The sequence below is a fragment of the Citrobacter sp. Res13-Sevr-PEB04-36 genome, from assembly GCF_015672735.1.
GTDB lineage: Bacteria > Pseudomonadota > Gammaproteobacteria > Enterobacterales > Enterobacteriaceae > Citrobacter.
The window spans coordinates 39934-56936 of the sequence record NZ_JADABY010000063.1; the positions used below are offsets into that span (position 1 = coordinate 39934).

The window sequence follows — 17003 nt, forward strand, 5'->3', positions numbered from 1 at the left end:
AGGGAAACTTACTTTACTGCAGAGTTGATATCGCTGCTAAAGCAATATCGGATAATATGGTGCATCCGGGAGGATTCGAACCTCCGACCGCTCGGTTCGTAGCCGAGTACTCTATCCAGCTGAGCTACGGATGCAAATGGCGGTGAGGCGGGGATTCGAACCCCGGATGCAGCTTTTGACCGCATACTCCCTTAGCAGGGGAGCGCCTTCAGCCTCTCGGCCACCTCACCAACAACGCCTCTTGCGAGTGCTTCGAAGAACTTGTTTCTGCTCATCGTCGCTGCGTGGCGCACATATTACTTTCTGGGACTTATAAGTCAAACAATTTTTCCAGTGCTTTTATCGTTTGCACATTTCACGCGCAATTAGTCTGCAAAAACAGCAAAAAGAGTGTTTTATCAACAGATAAATTGGCGTTTTCTCGGGGGGAGGGGCAAACAGAATAATCACCAAAAAAGTAAAAAGGGACGCGCTGCGGTGAACACAGAGAGAAATCAGACGAACAAAGGAGGAATCAGGAGGTAAAGCGAAAAGGAAAAGTAACAGAAGTAAGAAAAGAGTGGCGCTAAATCAGGTTGCGCCTCACCAGAAAGGTGAGACGCGAAAACCTTAGTAACTGGACTGCTGCGATTTTTCAGCCTGGATACGCTGGTAGATCTCTTCCCGATGGACAGAAACTTCTTTCGGGGCGTTTACGCCAATGCGTACCTGGTTGCCCTTCACCCCTAAAACTGTCACGGTGACCTCATCGCCAATCATGAGGGTTTCACCAACTCGACGAGTCAGAATCAGCATTCTTTGCTCCTTGAAAGATTAAAAGAGTCGGGTCTCTCTGTATCCCGGCATTATCCATCATATAACGCCAAAAAGTAAGCGATGACAAACACCTAAGTGTAAGCAGTCACGGCATCACATTCTGTTAAACCTAAGTTTAGCCGATATACACAACTTCAACCTGACTTTATCGTTGTCGATAGCGTTGATGCAAACGCTGCGGATTGAAGTCCGCAGCGTCGACTTACGCTTATAATTATTACAGTTTTGCGCTGACCCAGCCTTTCACACTGGCTAACGCTGCAGGCAGAGCTGCGGCATCCGTACCACCGGCTTGCGCCATGTCCGGACGTCCACCACCCTTACCGCCTACCTGCTGAGCGACCATACCAATCAGTTCCCCTGCTTTCACACGGTCAGTCACATCCTTAGACACGCCCGCAATCAGAGAAACCTTACCTTCAACTACCGTTGCCAGTACGATAACGGTAGACCCCAGCTGATTTTTCAGATCATCAACCATGGTACGCAGCATTTTAGGTTCAACATCGGTCAGTTCGCTGACCAGCAGTTTCACCCCGTTAATATCAACCGCTTTGCTGGAAAGATTTGCACTCTCCTGCACGGCAGCCTGTTCCTTCAATTGCTGCAATTCTTTCTCGAGCTGACGCGTACGCTCCAGTACAGAACGTACTTTGTCACCGATATTCTGGCTATCACCTTTCAACAGATGCGCTATCTCGCTTAAACGGTCGCTCTCAGCATGCACAGTATTGATAGCACCTTCACCGGTTACGGCTTCGATACGACGCACGCCCGCGGCAGTACCGGACTCAGAGATGATGCGGAACAGGCCGATATCACCGGTACGGCTGGCGTGAGTACCACCACACAGTTCGGTAGAGAAATCGCCCATGCTCAGCACGCGCACGTGGTCATCATATTTCTCGCCAAACAGCGCCATTGCGCCTTTGGCTTTCGCCGCGTCGAGATCCATGATGTTGGTTTCAATCGGCAGGTTGCGACGAATTTGCGCATTCACCAGATCTTCAACAGCACGAATTTCAGCCGGTTTCATCGCTTCGGTATGAGAGAAGTCGAAACGCAGAATTTTGTCATTAACCAGCGAGCCTTTCTGTGCCACGTGAGTGCCCAGAACCTGACGCAGCGCCGCATGCATCAGGTGCGTTGCGGAGTGATTTAAACGAATACGAGCACGACGCGCTTCGTCTACGTCAGCCTGTACGGCGTCGCCCACTTTCAGAGAACCCGCAGACAGTTTGCCGATGTGACCAATCGCCTGGCCATATTTTTGCGTATCGCTAACCGCAAACGCAAAGCCCGCACCTTTCAGTTCGCCTTTATCACCAACCTGACCGCCGGATTCCGCATAGAACGGCGTCTGGTCAAGGACGACAACAGCTTCCTGGCCTGCATTAATTGCGTCTACCGCTTTACCATCTACAAACAGCGCGGTGACTTTACCGTTCAGTTCCAGATGCTCATAGCCTTTAAATTCAGAGGCACCCTCAACGCGAATCATCGCATTGTAGTCGGCGCCAAAACCGCTGGCTTCACGCGCGCGACGGCGCTGTTCTTCCATTGCGGCTTCAAAGCCCGCTTCGTCAACCTTGATGTTGCGCTCACGGCAAACGTCTGCCGTCAGGTCAACCGGGAAGCCATAGGTGTCATACAGGCGGAAGGCGGTTTCGCCATCCAGCGTATCGCCAGACAGTTTTGCCAGTTCTTCATCCAGCAGAGCCAGACCACGCTCCAGCGTGCGGGCAAACTGCTCTTCTTCGGTCTTCAGAACCTGCTCAACCAGCGCCTGCTGACGCTTCAGTTCTTCACCTGCAGAGCCCATCACCTCGACCAACGGCCCCACCAGCTTGTAGAAGAAGGTGTCTTTCGCGCCCAACATGTTGCCATGGCGCACCGCACGACGAATGATACGACGCAGCACATAGCCACGGTTTTCATTCGACGGCACAACGCCATCGGCAATCAGGAATGCACAAGAGCGGATATGGTCGGCAATCACGCGCAGTGATTTGTTGCTCAGATCGGTAGCACCGGTGACTTTCGCCACGGCTTCAATCAGCGCGCGGAACAGGTCAATATCGTAGTTGGAGTTAACGTGTTGCAACACGGCTGCAATACGCTCCAGACCCATACCGGTATCTACGGACGGCTTCGGCAGCGGTTCCATAGTGCCGTCAGCCTGGCGGTTAAACTGCATGAAGACGATGTTCCAGATCTCAATGTAGCGATCGCCATCTTCTTCTGCGCTTCCCGGAGGGCCACCCCAAATATGGTCGCCGTGGTCGTAGAAAATTTCGGTGCACGGACCGCAAGGACCGGTGTCACCCATCTGCCAGAAGTTGTCGGAAGCATAAGCCGCACCTTTGTTATCACCAATACGGATGATACGTTCGCGCGGAATACCGACTTCTTTCTCCCAGATTTCAAAGGCTTCATCGTCGGTTTCGTAAACAGTTACCCACAGACGCTCTTTCGGCAGGGCAAACCAGTTTTCACCGGTCAGCAGCTCCCATGCATACTGAATGGCGTCGTGTTTGAAGTAGTCGCCGAAGCTGAAGTTACCCAGCATTTCGAAGAAAGTATGGTGACGTGCAGTGTAACCGACGTTTTCCAGATCGTTGTGTTTACCGCCCGCACGTACGCAACGCTGCGAGGTGGTTGCGCGGGAATAATTACGCTTGTCGAGACCAAGGAAAACATCCTTGAACTGGTTCATCCCGGCGTTGGTAAACAACAAAGTAGGGTCATTGTTTGGGACCAGGGAGCTGCTGGCAACTACCTGATGTCCTTTACTGTGGAAAAAATCGAGAAACGCCTGACGGATCTCAGCGGTGCTCTTGCTCATAATTATCCTGAAGAAATCAAGCTAACGAAATGTCATCACCAGCATAGGCACGTAAACGGCGCCGCTGGCAATCGAAAAGTGGGAATAAGATAAGTTTTCTTTGCGGGGAAGTAAAATCCCGTATGCGCTCAATCGTCAAAATTTCGCCATACTGCCTGAATATCTTCCATCAGATAGCCGCGATAGAGCAAAAAACGCTGGACCTTAACCTTTTCTGAAAAATCCACCGGCAAGGGTTCACCATATTTTCTGATGGCCTGCTCTCGCGTCAGCCTCGCCCAGTCAATCTCACATTCACGCATAGCGCGTTCAATGACTTCGCGGGAAATACCTTTTTGTCCCAACTCCTGACGCACGCGGGCGGGTCCATAGCCTTTGCGGCTACGGCTGGCGATAAATTGCTGAACGAAACGGTCGTCATCCAGGTAGCGGCTTTCTATACACCAAGCGATAACCTTATCGTAATCCTCCGGCGTAGCATCAATTTCTTCCGGTCCATTTTTTCCCATCACCGGAGCTGCCAGTTTGCGTCGCAGTTCCTGCTCACTGTGATCGCGCATGGCAAGAATACGCGCGGCACGGTCAAGCAGACGGGAATACGCGGATCGACGAGGCGTTGAATCTGTCATTGTGAACCTTCAGAAATGGAAAAGGGCCGCATCATATGCAGCCCTTTTTATACGATGAAACCAGATTATCAGAAATCTTCGTTCGTTTCTTTTACGTCTTGACCACTATCATCGACGGAGAAGTCCGGCGTTGAATCCTGGTTATTGAGCAGTAACTCGCGAACTTTCTTCTCGATTTCCTTCGCGGTAGCCGGGTTTTCTTTCAGCCAGTTGGTTGCGTTCGCTTTACCCTGACCAATTTTTTCACCGTTGTAGCTGTACCATGCGCCAGCTTTTTCAATCAGCTTCTCTTTCACGCCCAGGTCAACCAACTCACCGTAGAAGTTGATACCTTCACCGTAAAGGATCTGGAATTCTGCCTGTTTAAACGGCGCGGCAATTTTATTTTTCACGACCTTAACGCGGGTTTCGCTACCAATCACGTTATCGCCCTCTTTCACCGCGCCAATACGACGGATATCCAGACGAACTGAAGCGTAGAATTTCAGTGCGTTACCACCGGTGGTGGTTTCCGGGTTACCGAACATAACGCCAATTTTCATACGGATCTGGTTGATGAAAATCAGCAGCGTGTTGGACTGTTTCAGGTTACCGGCCAGCTTACGCATCGCCTGGCTCATCATACGTGCCGCGAGGCCCATGTGAGAGTCACCGATCTCGCCTTCGATTTCCGCCTTCGGCGTCAGTGCGGCAACGGAGTCGACAACGAGAACATCTACGGCACCGGAGCGCGCCAGCGCATCACAGATTTCCAGCGCTTGTTCACCGGTATCCGGCTGAGAACACAGCAGGTTGTCGATATCAACGCCAAGCTTACGGGCATAAACAGGGTCCAGCGCATGTTCTGCATCGATAAACGCACAGGTTTTACCTTCGCGCTGCGCAGCAGCAATAACCTGCAGCGTCAGGGTCGTTTTACCGGAGGATTCAGGACCGTAGATTTCGACGATACGCCCCATCGGCAAACCGCCCGCGCCCAATGCGATATCCAGAGAAAGCGAACCGGTGGAGATGGTTTCCACATCCATGGAACGGTCTTCACCCAGGCGCATGATGGAGCCTTTACCGAATTGCTTTTCGATCTGGCCCAGCGCTGCCGCCAACGCTTTCTGTTTGTTTTCGTCGATAGCCATTAATTACTCCTGTCATGCCACTCTCGGAGTGAACCGCGAATAGTGAAAGATGATGTTCTGTTGATGCGATTATACTGTATGCTCATACAGTATCAAGTATTTTGTAGAAATTGTTGCCACAGGGTCTGTAACGCATAAGTGGTCGCCTGCCTACGCACCGCGTCGCGGTCGCCATTGAAGCATTCCCGGCGCGTGATCCCCTCACCGCTTACGCTGGCAAAGGCAAACCATACTGTCCCGACCGGCTTGTCTTCGCTGCCACCGTCCGGCCCTGCGATACCGCTAATAGAAACGGCAAAATCAGCGCGGGCCGCTTTTAGCGCGCCAATCGCCATTTCGACAACCACCGGTTCACTTACTGCCCCGTGCTGTACCAGCGTCTCTTCTCGCACGCCGATCATCTGCGACTTGGCTTCGTTACTGTAGGTCACAAATCCGCGCTCAAACCAGGCGGAACTGCCGGCGATATCCGTAATGGCTTTCGCTACCCAACCGCCGGTACAGGACTCTGCGGTGGTCATCGTCGCGCCGCGCGCTTTCAATGCCAACCCAACCTGTTCACTTAACTGCATCAGTTCACTGTCGGTCATTTCAGCCTCTGTCAGTTAAAAAAATATGCCGGACAAGATAGCACTTTCACGACAAAGATGGGGATGAGGAGAACATTTTACGAGGGGGATTCAGAAAATAGATGAACCACATTAAAAATAGTGCCAGATGGCGATGCCTGGACGTCTTATCCGGTCTACAAGAGATATCCTCCTGTAGACCGGTAGCGAATAATTACTGTACGCGCGCCAGCGCTACCGCCTGACCTAACTGCCAGACAGCCATCGCGTAATGCGTGCTGTGGTTATAGCGGGTAATGGTGTAGAAATTCGGCAGCCCGTACCAGTATTGATAACCGGTGCCAATATCCAGACGCAGCAGGCTGGCCTGCTGATGGTTACCCAGCGACTGCTGTGGCGTCAGACCTGCGGCCGCAAGCTGAGAAATGCTGTACTGGGTTTTAAACCCGTTAGCCAGCCCTGGCGCCTGGCCATTTGCCGGCACCGCCACCGTATCGCCTTTCACCCAACCGTGGCCTTTAAAGTAGTTTGCTACGCTACCGATGGCATCCTCCGGATCCCACAAGTTAATGTGTCCATCGCCATTGAAATCAACCGCATATTCTTTGTAAGAGGACGGCATAAACTGCCCGTAGCCCATTGCTCCGGCGAAGGAGCCTTTCAGGTCCAGCGGGTCATCGCTTTCATCCCGAGCCATTAGCAGGAAGGTTTCCAGCTCGCCGGAGAAGTATTCCGCCCGACGCGGATAGTTAAACGACAGCGTCGCCAGCGCATCCAGAATACGCGTTTTGCCCATCACACGACCCCAGCGGGTTTCGACACCGATAATGCCGACAATAATTTCCGGTGGTACACCGTAGACCTGCCATGCGCGCTTCAGCGCATCTTCATGCTGGTTCCAGAACGCCACACCATTTTGCACGTTATCCGGCGTGATGAACTGCTTGCGATAGCGCAGCCATGCACCGTTAGGCCCGGCTGGCGGCTGCGTTGTCGGTGCCTGACGGTCCATCAAGCGCAGAACATAGTCCAGACGTTTGGCCTGCGACAGGATCTCCTGCAACTGCTGACGGTCAAAGCCGTGCTTGCTCACCATTTTATCGATGAACTGCTGCGCATTCGGATTATTGGCGAAGTCGCCGCCCGACAGCATGACGTTGTGTTGCGGCTCAAGCAGGAAGCCGCCAGAAGGCGTACCCGTTGTCGTTTGAGTCTCTGAAGGTTTTGGTTTGCTACTACAGGCAGCAAGCAACACACAAAGGGGAAGTAATGCTACATAACGACGCTTGAACATGAGACATCCATTAAACAGATTCAGCCAGAGAGAAGTATGGTAAAGCATCCACCGCCACACAAGGAAGCGGTAGTCGCCCTCCTTCGCAGAATTTACTTCCCCTTTCATCGTTTACCACCCCATTTGCGATCTCTCACGCATTAACTTTCAAATTAAAATATTTATCTTTCATTTTGCGATCAAAATAACACTTTAAAACCTTTCATTGTGATTAAAATAAACCACGTTCTAGCAAATTCCCAACCCCCTACAGGAGAGAATAATGATCGACACCATCACCCTGGGCGCAGAGTGGTTCATCGGGCTGTTCCAGAAAGGCGGAGAAGTATTTACCGGCATGGTAACCGGGATTCTTCCGCTATTAATTAGCCTGCTGGTCATCATGAACGCGCTCATTAACTTTATTGGCCAGCAGCGTATTGAACGTTTTGCTCAGCGCTGCGCCGGAAACCCGCTATCTCGCTATCTGCTGCTGCCGTGCATCGGCACCTTTGTTTTTTGTAACCCGATGACGTTGAGTCTGGGCCGGTTTATGCCTGAGAAGTACAAACCCAGCTACTACGCAGCGGCCTCCTATAGTTGCCACTCAATGAACGGGCTGTTTCCACACATCAATCCCGGCGAACTGTTTGTCTATCTGGGGATCGCCAGCGGCTTGACCACGCTTGGCCTGCCGCTCGGTCCACTCGCGGTGAGCTATCTGCTGGTTGGTCTGGTGACAAACTTCTTCCGCGGCTGGGTGACCGACCTCACCACCTCCATCTTCGAAAAGAAAATGGGCATTCAACTTGAGCAAAAAGTCCATCTGGCGGGAGCGACATCATGACGCGTATTCGTATTGAAAGAGGTACCGGTGGCTGGGGTGGCCCGCTTGAACTGGACGCAACACCCGGCAAGAAAATTGTCTATATCACCGCAGGAACGCGCCCGGCGATTGTCGACAAACTGGCACAGTTAACCGGTTGGCAGGCTATTGATGGCTTTAAAGAGGGCGAGCCTGTAGAAGACGAAATCGGCGCAGCCATCATCGACTGCGGCGGCACGTTACGCTGCGGTATTTACCCAAAACGCCGGATTCCGACAATCAACATTCATTCCACCGGAAAATCCGGCCCGCTGGCGCAGTACATTACCGAAGATATTTATGTCTCCGGCGTCAAAGAAGACAACATTACCGCAGTCGGTGAAGCCGCCGCGACGCCACCACCGGCAGGCACCACGGCGGGTCGCGACTACGACACCAGTAAAAAAATTACCGAACAGAGTGATGGCCTGCTGGCGAAGGTCGGCATGGGCATGGGTTCCGCCGTGGCGGTACTGTTCCAGTCCGGACGAGACACGATTGATACCGTACTGAAAACCATTCTGCCGTTTATGGCATTCGTCTCGGCGCTGATCGGCATCATCATGGCCTCCGGCCTGGGTGACTGGATCGCTCACGGCCTGGCGCCGCTGGCCAGCCATCCGCTGGGGCTAGTGACGCTGGCATTAATCTGTTCCTTCCCGCTGCTGTCGCCGTTCCTCGGCCCAGGCGCGGTGATCGCCCAGGTTATCGGCGTGTTGATTGGCGTGCAGATTGGTCTGGGCAATATCCCTCCACATCTGGCGCTGCCAGCCTTGTTCGCGATTAACGCCCAGGCCGCCTGTGACTTCATCCCTGTGGGGTTATCACTGGCAGAAGCTCGCCAGGACACCGTGCGCGTCGGCGTGCCGTCCGTATTGGTAAGCCGCTTCCTGACCGGCGCACCTACCGTTCTTATCGCCTGGTTTGTTTCCGGCTTTATTTATCAATAAGAGGCTCTCAAAGATGACCGTGATCTATCAAACCACCATCACCCGCATTGGTCAGAGCGCCCCGGATGCACTCTGTGACCAGATGCTGATTACCTTTCGTGAAGGCGCGCCTGCGGATATCGAAGAGTTTTGCTTCATCCACTGCCACGGCGAGCTTAATGGCGTTCTGCAGGCAGGCATTCAGTTTGAGCTGGGCCAGCATCGCTACCCGGTCACCGCCGTCGGAAGCGTGGCAGAACTGAATTTGCGTGAACTGGGGCATATCACCTTGCGCTTCGATGGACAGAGCGAGGCAGAGTTTCCTGGCACCGTACACGTTGCGGGGCCGGTACCGGACGCCATCGCGCCGGGCTGTATTTTGAAATTTATTGCTTAAGCGTAAAGGAGAGAAAAATGAATCAAGTTGCCGTTGTCATTGGTGGAGGCCAGACCCTGGGGGCATTCCTTTGCCGTGGGCTTGCGACAGAAGGATACCGCGTTGCGGTCGTCGATATTCAAAGCGATAAAGCGGCGAATGTGGCGCAGGAAATTAATGCCGAGTTTGGGGAAGGAACTGCTTACGGCTTTGGCGCTGACGCCACCAGCGAACAGAGCGTGCTGGCACTATCACGTGGGGTAGATGAGATATTCGGTCGCGCTGACCTGCTGGTTTACAGTGCGGGTATCGCCAAAGCAGCGTTTATCAGCGACTTTGAACTCGGGGATTTCGACCGCTCGCTGCAGGTGAATCTGGTCGGTTATTTCCTCTGTGCGCGTGAATTCTCGCGCCTGATGATCCGCGACGGCATTAAGGGACGCATTATCCAGATCAACTCAAAATCCGGCAAAGTGGGTAGCAAACACAACTCGGGCTACAGCGCGGCAAAATTCGGCGGCGTGGGCTTAACCCAGTCTCTGGCACTGGATCTGGCGGAATACGGGATTACCGTACATTCGTTAATGCTTGGCAATCTGCTGAAATCGCCGATGTTCCAGTCGTTGCTGCCGCAATATGCCACCAAGCTTGGCCTTAAGCCGGATGAAGTAGAACAGTATTACGTGGATAAAGTCCCACTCAAGCGCGGCTGTGATTATCAGGATGTGCTGGACATGTTGTTGTTCTATGCCAGCCCGAAAGCGTCTTACTGCACCGGACAATCGATTAACGTCACCGGCGGTCAGGTGATGTTCTAATGTTGAATTGCCGGATGGCGGTTTCACCTTATCCGGCCTACGCCCTCCCTGTAGGCCGGGTAAGCGCAGCGCCACCCGGCATATAATCAAGGAGCAATAATATGGTTTCCGCACTGATTACCGTCGCCGCCATTGCCTGGTGCCTACAGCTTGCGCTGGGCGGCTGGCAAATTTCCCGCTTTAATCGCGCGTTCGACAAGCTTTGTCAGCAGGGTCGGGTCGGCGTCGGGCGTTCCGGCGGACGTTTTAAACCGCGCGTTGTGGTCGCTATCGCTCTGGATGAGCAACAGCGGGTAACTGATACGTTATTTATGAAAGGTCTTACCGTATTCGCCAGACCAGCCAAAATTGCCCCGATAATGGGCAAACATCTTGATGAATTACAGCCTGATGTGATCTTTCCCCATGATCCTCTCTCCCAGAATGCACTATCATTGGCGCTTAAACTGAAACATGGATAATTTCGTTATGAATGCTATTAGCTTGCGAAATTATCATTTTGCAACCTATATCCCAAATAATTCGAGTTGCAGGACAAAACGCCTCGGCTGTTTTGAACAGCGCTTGCGCTGGCCCCGAAGGGGTGAGGCCGTAAGGCCGAGTCAAGCCAACGCACATGCAGCTTGAAGTATGACGGGTATATACATAAGTCAGGGTAATCACGCCTATGAAACCTCGTCAGCGTCAGGCTGCCATACTGGAGCATCTGCAAAAGCAGGGAAAATGCTCGGTTGAAGAACTGGCCCACTACTTTGACACAACCGGCACGACCATTCGCAAAGACCTGGTCACTCTGGAAAATGCCGGCACCGTCATTCGTACCTATGGCGGCGTAGTATTAAACAAAGACGAATCTGACCCGCCCATCGATCACAAAACGCTAATCAACACGCATAAAAAAGAGCAAATTGCCGAAGCCGCCGTGCGCTTTATTCACGACGGCGACTCAATCATTCTCGACGCGGGCAGCACCGTTTTGCAGATGGTGCCGATGCTCACCCGCTTTAGCAACATCACCGTGATGACCAACAGCCTGCACATTGTTAACGCCCTTTCGGAGCTGGACAACGAGCAAACTATCCTGATGCCCGGCGGTACGTTTCGCAAAAAATCGGCGTCATTTCACGGACAGCTGGCAGAAAATGCCTTTGAGCAGTTCAGCTTTGATAAACTCTTCATGGGGACCGACGGCATCGATCTGAATGCGGGCGTGACCACCTTTAATGAGGTCTATACCGTCAGCAAGGCGATGTGCAATGCCGCTCGCGAAGTCATTCTAATGGCGGACTCGTCGAAATTCGGGCGCAAAAGCCCCAATGTGGTATGCAGTCTGGAAAGCGTCGACAAGCTGATTACCGATGCGGGCATTGACCCTGCATTTCGTCAGGCGCTGGAAGCAAAAGGGATAGAAGTGATCATAACCGGAGAAACCAATGAGTGATGCACTACTGAATGCTGGCCGTCAGACGTTAATGCTGGAACTTCAGGAAGCCAGCCGACTGCCAGAGCGCCTCGGCGATGACTTTGTTCGCGCCGCCAATACTATCATCCACTGCGAAGGCAAAGTGATTGTCTCCGGAATTGGTAAATCTGGCCATATTGGCAAAAAAATCGCCGCGACCCTCGCCAGCACCGGCACTCCTGCGTTCTTCGTGCATCCAGCGGAAGCATTGCACGGCGACTTAGGCATGATTGAAAGCCGCGATGTGATGCTCTTCATCTCCTACTCCGGCGGCGCAAAAGAGCTGGATCTCATCATTCCGCGTCTGGAAGACAAATCCGTCGCGCTGCTGGCAATGACCGGAAAACCGACCTCGCCATTAGGTCTGGCCGCCAAAGCCGTACTGGATATCTCGGTTGAACGTGAAGCCTGTCCAATGCGTCTGGCACCCACCTCCAGCACCGTCAACACCCTGATGATGGGCGATGCGCTGGCAATTGCCGTGATGCAAGCTCGCGGTTTTAACGAAGAAGACTTTGCGCGTTCTCATCCAGCCGGTGCGCTGGGCGCTCGTCTGTTAAACAAGGTGCACCACCTGATGCGCCGCGACGATGCCGTACCGCAGGTGACGCTCACCACCAGCGTTATGGACGCCATGCTGGAACTGAGCCGCACCGGTCTGGGTCTGGTGGCGGTCTGCGACGAGCAGTCTCTGGTGAAAGGTGTCTTTACTGACGGCGACCTGCGCCGTTGGCTGGTCGGTGGCGGCGCACTCAGCACTGAAGTTCGTGAAGCAATGACCCCGAATGGCGTCACGCTGCAGGCACAAAGCCGTGCGATTGACGCCAAAGAGGTTCTGATGAAGCGCAAAATCACTGCCGCACCGGTGGTGGATGAAAACGGCAAACTCACCGGCGCGATTAACCTGCAGGATTTTTATCAGGCAGGCATTCTCTAATCCTTCAGCCCCAGACGCTTCGCCAGCCGATGCAGGTTGGCGACGTCGGTTTCCAGCGCCCGCGCGCTTGCCGCCCAGCTATGGTTATTCTGCGCCAATGCCCGGCGGATCATCTCCCGCTGAAAAGACTCCGTGGCTTCGCGCAGGTTGTGATTGAGCGGGATCTCCACCATAGCGTCGGCTTCAGCCTGCGGCGTATGTGCCTCTTCCTGTAGGGCAAAATGCTGCGGCTCCAGCACCACTTCATCCCCTGCCCTTGTCGCCCTCGCCAGCACCACCGCACGATGAATAGCATGTTCCAGCTCACGCACGTTACCCGGCCAGCCGTAGTTCAACAGATGACGACGCGCACCAGGGCTTAGCACCACGCGGGAAAGCCCCAGCCGCAGCCGGCACTGTTCGCAAAAATAACCTGCCAGCAAAACCACATCTTCACCGCGCTCACGCAGCGGCGGCACCGAAAGGGGAAAAACGCTCAGGCGGTGGAACAGGTCGGCGCGGAAATTCCCGGCCAACACCTCTTCGCGTAAATCACGGTTGGTGGCCGCCAGCACGCGAACATCCACCCGCAGGCTGCGATCGTCACCCACTCGCTGAATATCACCGTACTGCAACACGCGCAGCAGCTTGGCCTGCAACGCCAGTGACAGTTCGCCAATCTCGTCCAGGAACAGCGTGCCGTTGTCCGCCATTTCAAACTTGCCGCTACGGTTGCTGATGGCCCCGGTAAAGGCGCCTTTCACATGGCCAAACAATTCGCTTTCCGCGACGCTTTCTGGCAACGCGGCACAGTTGAGGTACACCAGCGGATTCACCGCACGCGGCGAGCCTTCATGGATTGCTTTCGCCACCAGCTCTTTCCCGGTTCCCGTTTCACCGCTGATTAAGACGTTAAGATCGGAGCCTGCGACAATCTCAATCTCTTTTTTCAGCTGCATCATATTAGGCGACAGGCCAATCATCTGCGTTTCCGTCACCTGTTCGAAAGCGGTGGACGAGCCCGGCAGCATATTCTGGCTTTCCAGCTGTTCAATCAGCAGCGCATTGCTCAGCGCCCCCGCCGCCAGTGCGGCAATCAACCTAAGCTCTTCATCGCTGAAGACATCGAACTGGTCTGGCTCCATGCCATCCAGCGTCAGCGCGCCAATCAAATTTTGTCCGGCAAACAGCGGCAGCCCAATGCAGGCATGGACCTTCAGGCTTTCCTGGCCGGGGATCAGCCCATCGTACGGATCGGGCAAATCGCTGTCGGCGGGAAAACGCACCACGTCCCCGGCGCGGGCAATCGCTTCCAGACGCGGATGCCCCTCCAGCGTAAAACGTCTGCCGAGAACATCCTGCGCCAGCCCGTCGATCGCCAGCGGAATAAACTGTCGTGATTCATAGCGCAGCAGCGCCGACGCATCACACTCCAGCACCTGACGCAGCGTGGTGATCAGGCGTTGAAAACGATCCTGATGCCCAATACCGCTTTGTAATTCAATGGCGATACCCGCCAGCACGTCAACGGAAAAACTCATGGCTACCTCATTGTCATTTTGACAATGCATATTGTCATATTGACAACAAAAAGCATAGTCATTTTGACAATCAATTTAGAGGGGTAAAACATTAAATTGTTATAAATCAATAAAATAAAAAGTTGGCACGCAACCTGCAATAAGCAAAACATCTTTTTTAGAAACACGCTAAATTAATTACTGAGGTTGCTATGTCTATTCTGGTTAAAAATAACATTCATTGGGTTGGCCAACGTGACTGGGAAGTTCGTGATTTCCACGGGACCGAATACAAAACGCTGCGCGGTAGCAGCTACAACAGCTATCTTATCCGTGAAGAAAAAAATGTCCTGATCGATACAGTAGACCACAAGTTTAGCCGTGAATTCGTGCAGAATCTGCGCAATGAAATTGACCTGGCAGATATTGACTACATCATCATTAACCATGCAGAAGAAGACCACGCCGGTGCGCTGACCGAGCTGATGTCCTGCATCCCGGACACCCCGATTTACTGCACCGCTAACGCTATTGACTCCATCACCGGTCACCACCATCACCCGGAATGGAACTTCAACGTGGTAAAAACCGGTGACTCACTGGATATCGGTAACGGCAAACAGCTGATCTTCGTTGAAACCCCGATGCTGCACTGGCCGGACAGCATGATGACTTACATGACCGGTGACGCCGTGCTGTTCAGTAACGACGCCTTTGGTCAGCACTACTGTGACGAACGTCTGTTCAACGACGAAGTGGATCAGACTGAACTGTTCGAACAGTGCCAGCGCTACTACGCCAACATCCTGACGCCGTTCAGCCGCCTGGTCACGCCGAAAATCACGGAAATCCTCGGCTTCAACCTGCCGGTTGACATGATTGCCACCTCTCACGGTGTGGTATGGCGCGACAACCCAACGCAGATCGTTGAGATGTACCTGAAATGGGCGGCGGATTATCAGGAAGACCGCATCACCATTTTCTACGACACCATGTCCAACAACACCCGTATGATGGCCGACGCCATTGCCCAGGGCATCAACGAAGTTGACCCGAACGTGGCAGTGAAAATCTTTAACGTCGCCCGCAGCGATAAAAACGAAGTCCTGACAAACGTCTTCCGCTCTAAAGGCGTGCTGGTCGGTACTTCCACGATGAACAACGTGATGATGCCGAAGATCGCCGGTCTGGTCGAAGAGATGACCGGCCTGCGTTTTCGCAATAAACGCGCCAGCGCCTTCGGCTCACACGGCTGGAGCGGCGGTGCGGTAGACCGTCTGTCCACGCGTCTGCAGGATGCTGGTTTTGAAATGTCCCTGAGCCTGAAAGCCAAATGGCGCCCGGATCTGGATGCGCTGGAACTGTGCCGTCAGCACGGTCGTGAAATTGCACGTCAGTGGGCGCTCGCTCCACTGCCGGAAACCAGCGTCAAAGCCGCAACCAAAGAGGAAGAGTGCGCCTGTGCCGCCGCCGCGGCCGCTGACCTCGGACCTTGCATGCAATGCAGCGTTTGCCAGTGGATCTACGATCCAGAGAAAGGTGAACCGCTGCAGGATGTCGCACCGGGTACACCGTGGAGCGACGTGCCGGAAAACTTCCTGTGCCCGGAATGTTCATTAGGCAAAGACGTCTTCGACGTACTGGCTACGGAGGCAAAATGAGCCGCGGAATTGTCATTATTGGTTCGGGCTTCGCCGCCCGCCAGTTAGTCAAAAATATCCGTAAGCAGGATGCGACTGTCCCGCTGACCCTGATTGCCGCTGACAGCATCGACGAGTACAACAAGCCCGATCTCAGCCATGTTATCAGCCAGGCACAGCGTGCCGACGACCTCACCCGCCAGTCGGCGGGGGAGTTTGCCGAACAGTTTAATTTGCGCCTGTTCCCGCACACCTGGGTGACCGACATCGATGCCGATGCTCACGTAGTGAAAAGCCAGGACAAGCAGTGGCAGTATGACAAGCTGGTGCTGGCTACGGGGGCATCAGCCTTTGTACCGCCGGTGACCGGACGTGAGTTAATGCTCACACTGAACAGCCAGCAGGAGTATCGCGCCTGTGAAACGCAACTGCGCGATGCGCAGCGAGTCCTGATTGTTGGCGGTGGTTTGATTGGCAGCGAGCTGGCGATGGATTTCTGCCGCGCCGGTAAAGCGGTAACGCTTATCGATAACGCCGCCAGCATTCTGGCCTCGTTAATGCCGCCAGAAGTCAGCAGCCGTTTGCAGCATCGTCTGACCGATATGGGCGTACACCTGCTGCTGAAATCACAGTTGCAGAGTCTGGAGAAAACCAGCACCGGTATTCGCGCCACGCTCGATCGTAACCGCAGTGTAGAGGTTGATGCGGTGATTGCCGCAACCGGTCTGCGAGCAGAAACCGCGCTGGCGCGTCGCGCCGGGTTAACCATCAATCGCGGCGTTTGCGTCGACAGCTATCTGCAAACCAGCCACCCGGATATTTACGCCCTCGGTGACTGCGCAGAAATTAATGGTCAGGTCCTGCCGTTCCTGCAGCCGATTCAGCTCAGCGCAATGTATCTGGCGAAAAACCTGCTCGGCGGCAATGCTCCGCTGAAACTGCCGGCCATGCTGGTAAAAATCAAAACGCCTGAGCTGCCATTACACCTGGCAGGGGAAACCCAGCGTCGCGATCTGAACTGGCATATTGCGGCTGAAGCAGAAGGTATGGTCGCCAGAGGAATGAACAGCGAAGGCCAACTGTGTGCCTTCGTGGTGAGCGAAGATCGTATGAAGGAGGCCTTCGCGCTGCTGAAAACACTGCCCGTGTAAACAATGTTGTGCCATTGCTTGTTTTATTAACCTCACGCACACGGATGTGTGTTGCCACTTG

General features: G+C 53.8%; 16 protein-coding genes and 2 tRNA genes. 9 read left to right on the top strand and 9 right to left on the bottom strand.

Going from position 1 to position 17003, the window contains the following annotated elements; genetic code table 11:
• Positions 1–57 precede the first annotated feature (57 nt).
• From IMQ48_RS17855 to mltB, 8 genes are all read right to left on the bottom strand, one after another.
• Positions 58–134: transfer RNA gene (locus IMQ48_RS17855), tRNA-Arg, on the bottom strand.
• A 3-nt stretch (positions 135–137) separates the two neighbouring features.
• Positions 138–230: transfer RNA gene (locus tag IMQ48_RS17860), tRNA-Ser, on the bottom strand.
• 379 nt (positions 231–609) lie between these two features.
• Positions 610–795, bottom strand: a complete 186-nt coding sequence (gene csrA, locus IMQ48_RS17865) for a carbon storage regulator CsrA (RefSeq protein WP_000906486.1) — start codon at positions 793–795, stop codon at positions 610–612.
• Between the two features lie 238 nt (positions 796–1033).
• Positions 1034–3661, bottom strand: coding sequence for an alanine--tRNA ligase (gene alaS, locus IMQ48_RS17870; protein ID WP_196210080.1), 2628 nt, complete (start codon positions 3659–3661; stop codon positions 1034–1036).
• Positions 3662–3789: 128 nt separating this feature from the next.
• Positions 3790–4290 (bottom strand): recombination regulator RecX, encoded by a 501-nt coding sequence (gene recX, locus IMQ48_RS17875; RefSeq protein ID WP_196210081.1) that lies wholly within the window; start codon positions 4288–4290, stop codon positions 3790–3792.
• Positions 4291–4358: 68 nt separating this feature from the next.
• Positions 4359–5423: a recombinase RecA gene (gene recA / locus IMQ48_RS17880; RefSeq protein ID WP_196210082.1), complete on the bottom strand. Its 1065-nt coding sequence runs from the start codon at positions 5421–5423 to the stop codon at positions 4359–4361.
• Between the two features lie 92 nt (positions 5424–5515).
• The gene (pncC, locus tag IMQ48_RS17885) at positions 5516–6013 is read right to left on the bottom strand and encodes a nicotinamide-nucleotide amidase (RefSeq protein WP_196210083.1); all 498 of its coding nucleotides are present in this window, start codon (positions 6011–6013) and stop codon (positions 5516–5518) included.
• A gap of 193 nt (positions 6014–6206) precedes the next feature.
• A complete protein-coding gene (gene mltB / locus IMQ48_RS17890) occupies positions 6207–7286 on the bottom strand; it encodes a lytic murein transglycosylase B (RefSeq protein ID WP_096755985.1) in 1080 nt (359 codons plus the stop codon).
• Between the two features lie 262 nt (positions 7287–7548).
• On the opposite strand from mltB, the gene srlA reads away from it, so the two are divergent.
• The 7 genes from srlA (at position 7549) to gutQ (ending at position 12652) form a co-directional block, all read left to right on the top strand.
• Positions 7549–8112: a PTS glucitol/sorbitol transporter subunit IIC gene (gene srlA, locus IMQ48_RS17895; protein WP_196210084.1), complete on the top strand. Its 564-nt coding sequence runs from the start codon at positions 7549–7551 to the stop codon at positions 8110–8112.
• Positions 8109–9080, top strand: coding sequence for a PTS glucitol/sorbitol transporter subunit IIB (locus IMQ48_RS17900; RefSeq protein WP_196210085.1), 972 nt, complete (start codon positions 8109–8111; stop codon positions 9078–9080). The genes srlA and IMQ48_RS17900 overlap by 4 nt, the downstream gene beginning before the upstream one ends.
• 13 nt (positions 9081–9093) lie before the next feature.
• Entirely contained in the window at positions 9094–9456 is a 363-nt protein-coding gene (gene srlB / locus IMQ48_RS17905) for a PTS glucitol/sorbitol transporter subunit IIA (RefSeq protein ID WP_196210086.1), read from the top strand.
• Between the two features lie 17 nt (positions 9457–9473).
• Entirely contained in the window at positions 9474–10253 is a 780-nt protein-coding gene (srlD, locus tag IMQ48_RS17910) for a sorbitol-6-phosphate dehydrogenase (protein ID WP_196210087.1), read from the top strand.
• A 101-nt stretch (positions 10254–10354) separates the two neighbouring features.
• Entirely contained in the window at positions 10355–10714 is a 360-nt protein-coding gene (gene gutM / locus IMQ48_RS17915; RefSeq protein ID WP_196210088.1) for a transcriptional regulator GutM, read from the top strand.
• 206 nt (positions 10715–10920) lie between these two features.
• Positions 10921–11694: a glucitol operon DNA-binding transcriptional repressor SrlR gene (srlR, locus tag IMQ48_RS17920; RefSeq protein ID WP_196210089.1), complete on the top strand. Its 774-nt coding sequence runs from the start codon at positions 10921–10923 to the stop codon at positions 11692–11694.
• Positions 11687–12652 (top strand): arabinose-5-phosphate isomerase GutQ, encoded by a 966-nt coding sequence (gene gutQ, locus IMQ48_RS17925; protein ID WP_096755978.1) that lies wholly within the window; start codon positions 11687–11689, stop codon positions 12650–12652. The genes srlR and gutQ overlap by 8 nt, the downstream gene beginning before the upstream one ends.
• Here the strand turns inward: gutQ and norR are convergent.
• Positions 12649–14172 carry a nitric oxide reductase transcriptional regulator NorR gene (gene norR / locus IMQ48_RS17930; protein ID WP_196210090.1) on the bottom strand — a complete coding sequence of 508 codons (1524 nt, stop codon included), beginning with the start codon at positions 14170–14172 and terminating at the stop codon, positions 12649–12651. The genes gutQ and norR overlap by 4 nt on opposite strands.
• Before the next feature lie 191 nt (positions 14173–14363).
• Between norR and norV the strand changes: the two genes are divergently transcribed.
• Together norV and norW are read left to right on the top strand one after the other, a co-directional pair.
• The gene (gene norV / locus IMQ48_RS17935) at positions 14364–15812 is read left to right on the top strand and encodes an anaerobic nitric oxide reductase flavorubredoxin (RefSeq protein WP_096755976.1); all 1449 of its coding nucleotides are present in this window, start codon (positions 14364–14366) and stop codon (positions 15810–15812) included.
• Positions 15809–16942, top strand: coding sequence for an NADH:flavorubredoxin reductase NorW (gene norW, locus IMQ48_RS17940; protein WP_196210091.1), 1134 nt, complete (start codon positions 15809–15811; stop codon positions 16940–16942). The genes norV and norW overlap by 4 nt, the downstream gene beginning before the upstream one ends.
• The last annotated feature ends 61 nt before the right edge of the window (positions 16943–17003 follow it).

Excerpts from the sequence above, each read along its gene's own strand:
- srlA (WP_196210084.1), top strand. The coding sequence starts at position 7,549 with ATGATCGACACCATCACCCTGGGCGCAGAGTGGTTCATCGGGCTGTTC.
- srlB (WP_196210086.1), top strand. The coding sequence starts at position 9,094 with ATGACCGTGATCTATCAAACCACCATCACCCGCATTGGTCAGAGCGCC.
- recA (WP_196210082.1), bottom strand. The coding sequence starts at position 5,423 with ATGGCTATCGACGAAAACAAACAGAAAGCGTTGGCGGCAGCGCTGGGC.
- pncC (WP_196210083.1), bottom strand. The coding sequence starts at position 6,013 with ATGACCGACAGTGAACTGATGCAGTTAAGTGAACAGGTTGGGTTGGCA.
- srlR (WP_196210089.1), top strand. The coding sequence starts at position 10,921 with ATGAAACCTCGTCAGCGTCAGGCTGCCATACTGGAGCATCTGCAAAAG.
- norV (WP_096755976.1), top strand. The coding sequence starts at position 14,364 with ATGTCTATTCTGGTTAAAAATAACATTCATTGGGTTGGCCAACGTGAC.
- IMQ48_RS17900 (WP_196210085.1), top strand. The coding sequence starts at position 8,109 with ATGACGCGTATTCGTATTGAAAGAGGTACCGGTGGCTGGGGTGGCCCG.
- alaS (WP_196210080.1), bottom strand. The coding sequence starts at position 3,661 with ATGAGCAAGAGCACCGCTGAGATCCGTCAGGCGTTTCTCGATTTTTTC.
- srlD (WP_196210087.1), top strand. The coding sequence starts at position 9,474 with ATGAATCAAGTTGCCGTTGTCATTGGTGGAGGCCAGACCCTGGGGGCA.
- gutM (WP_196210088.1), top strand. The coding sequence starts at position 10,355 with ATGGTTTCCGCACTGATTACCGTCGCCGCCATTGCCTGGTGCCTACAG.
- recX (WP_196210081.1), bottom strand. The coding sequence starts at position 4,290 with ATGACAGATTCAACGCCTCGTCGATCCGCGTATTCCCGTCTGCTTGAC.
- norW (WP_196210091.1), top strand. The coding sequence starts at position 15,809 with ATGAGCCGCGGAATTGTCATTATTGGTTCGGGCTTCGCCGCCCGCCAG.
- csrA (WP_000906486.1), bottom strand. The coding sequence starts at position 795 with ATGCTGATTCTGACTCGTCGAGTTGGTGAAACCCTCATGATTGGCGAT.
- mltB (WP_096755985.1), bottom strand. The coding sequence starts at position 7,286 with ATGTTCAAGCGTCGTTATGTAGCATTACTTCCCCTTTGTGTGTTGCTT.
- gutQ (WP_096755978.1), top strand. The coding sequence starts at position 11,687 with ATGAGTGATGCACTACTGAATGCTGGCCGTCAGACGTTAATGCTGGAA.
- norR (WP_196210090.1), bottom strand. The coding sequence starts at position 14,172 with ATGAGTTTTTCCGTTGACGTGCTGGCGGGTATCGCCATTGAATTACAA.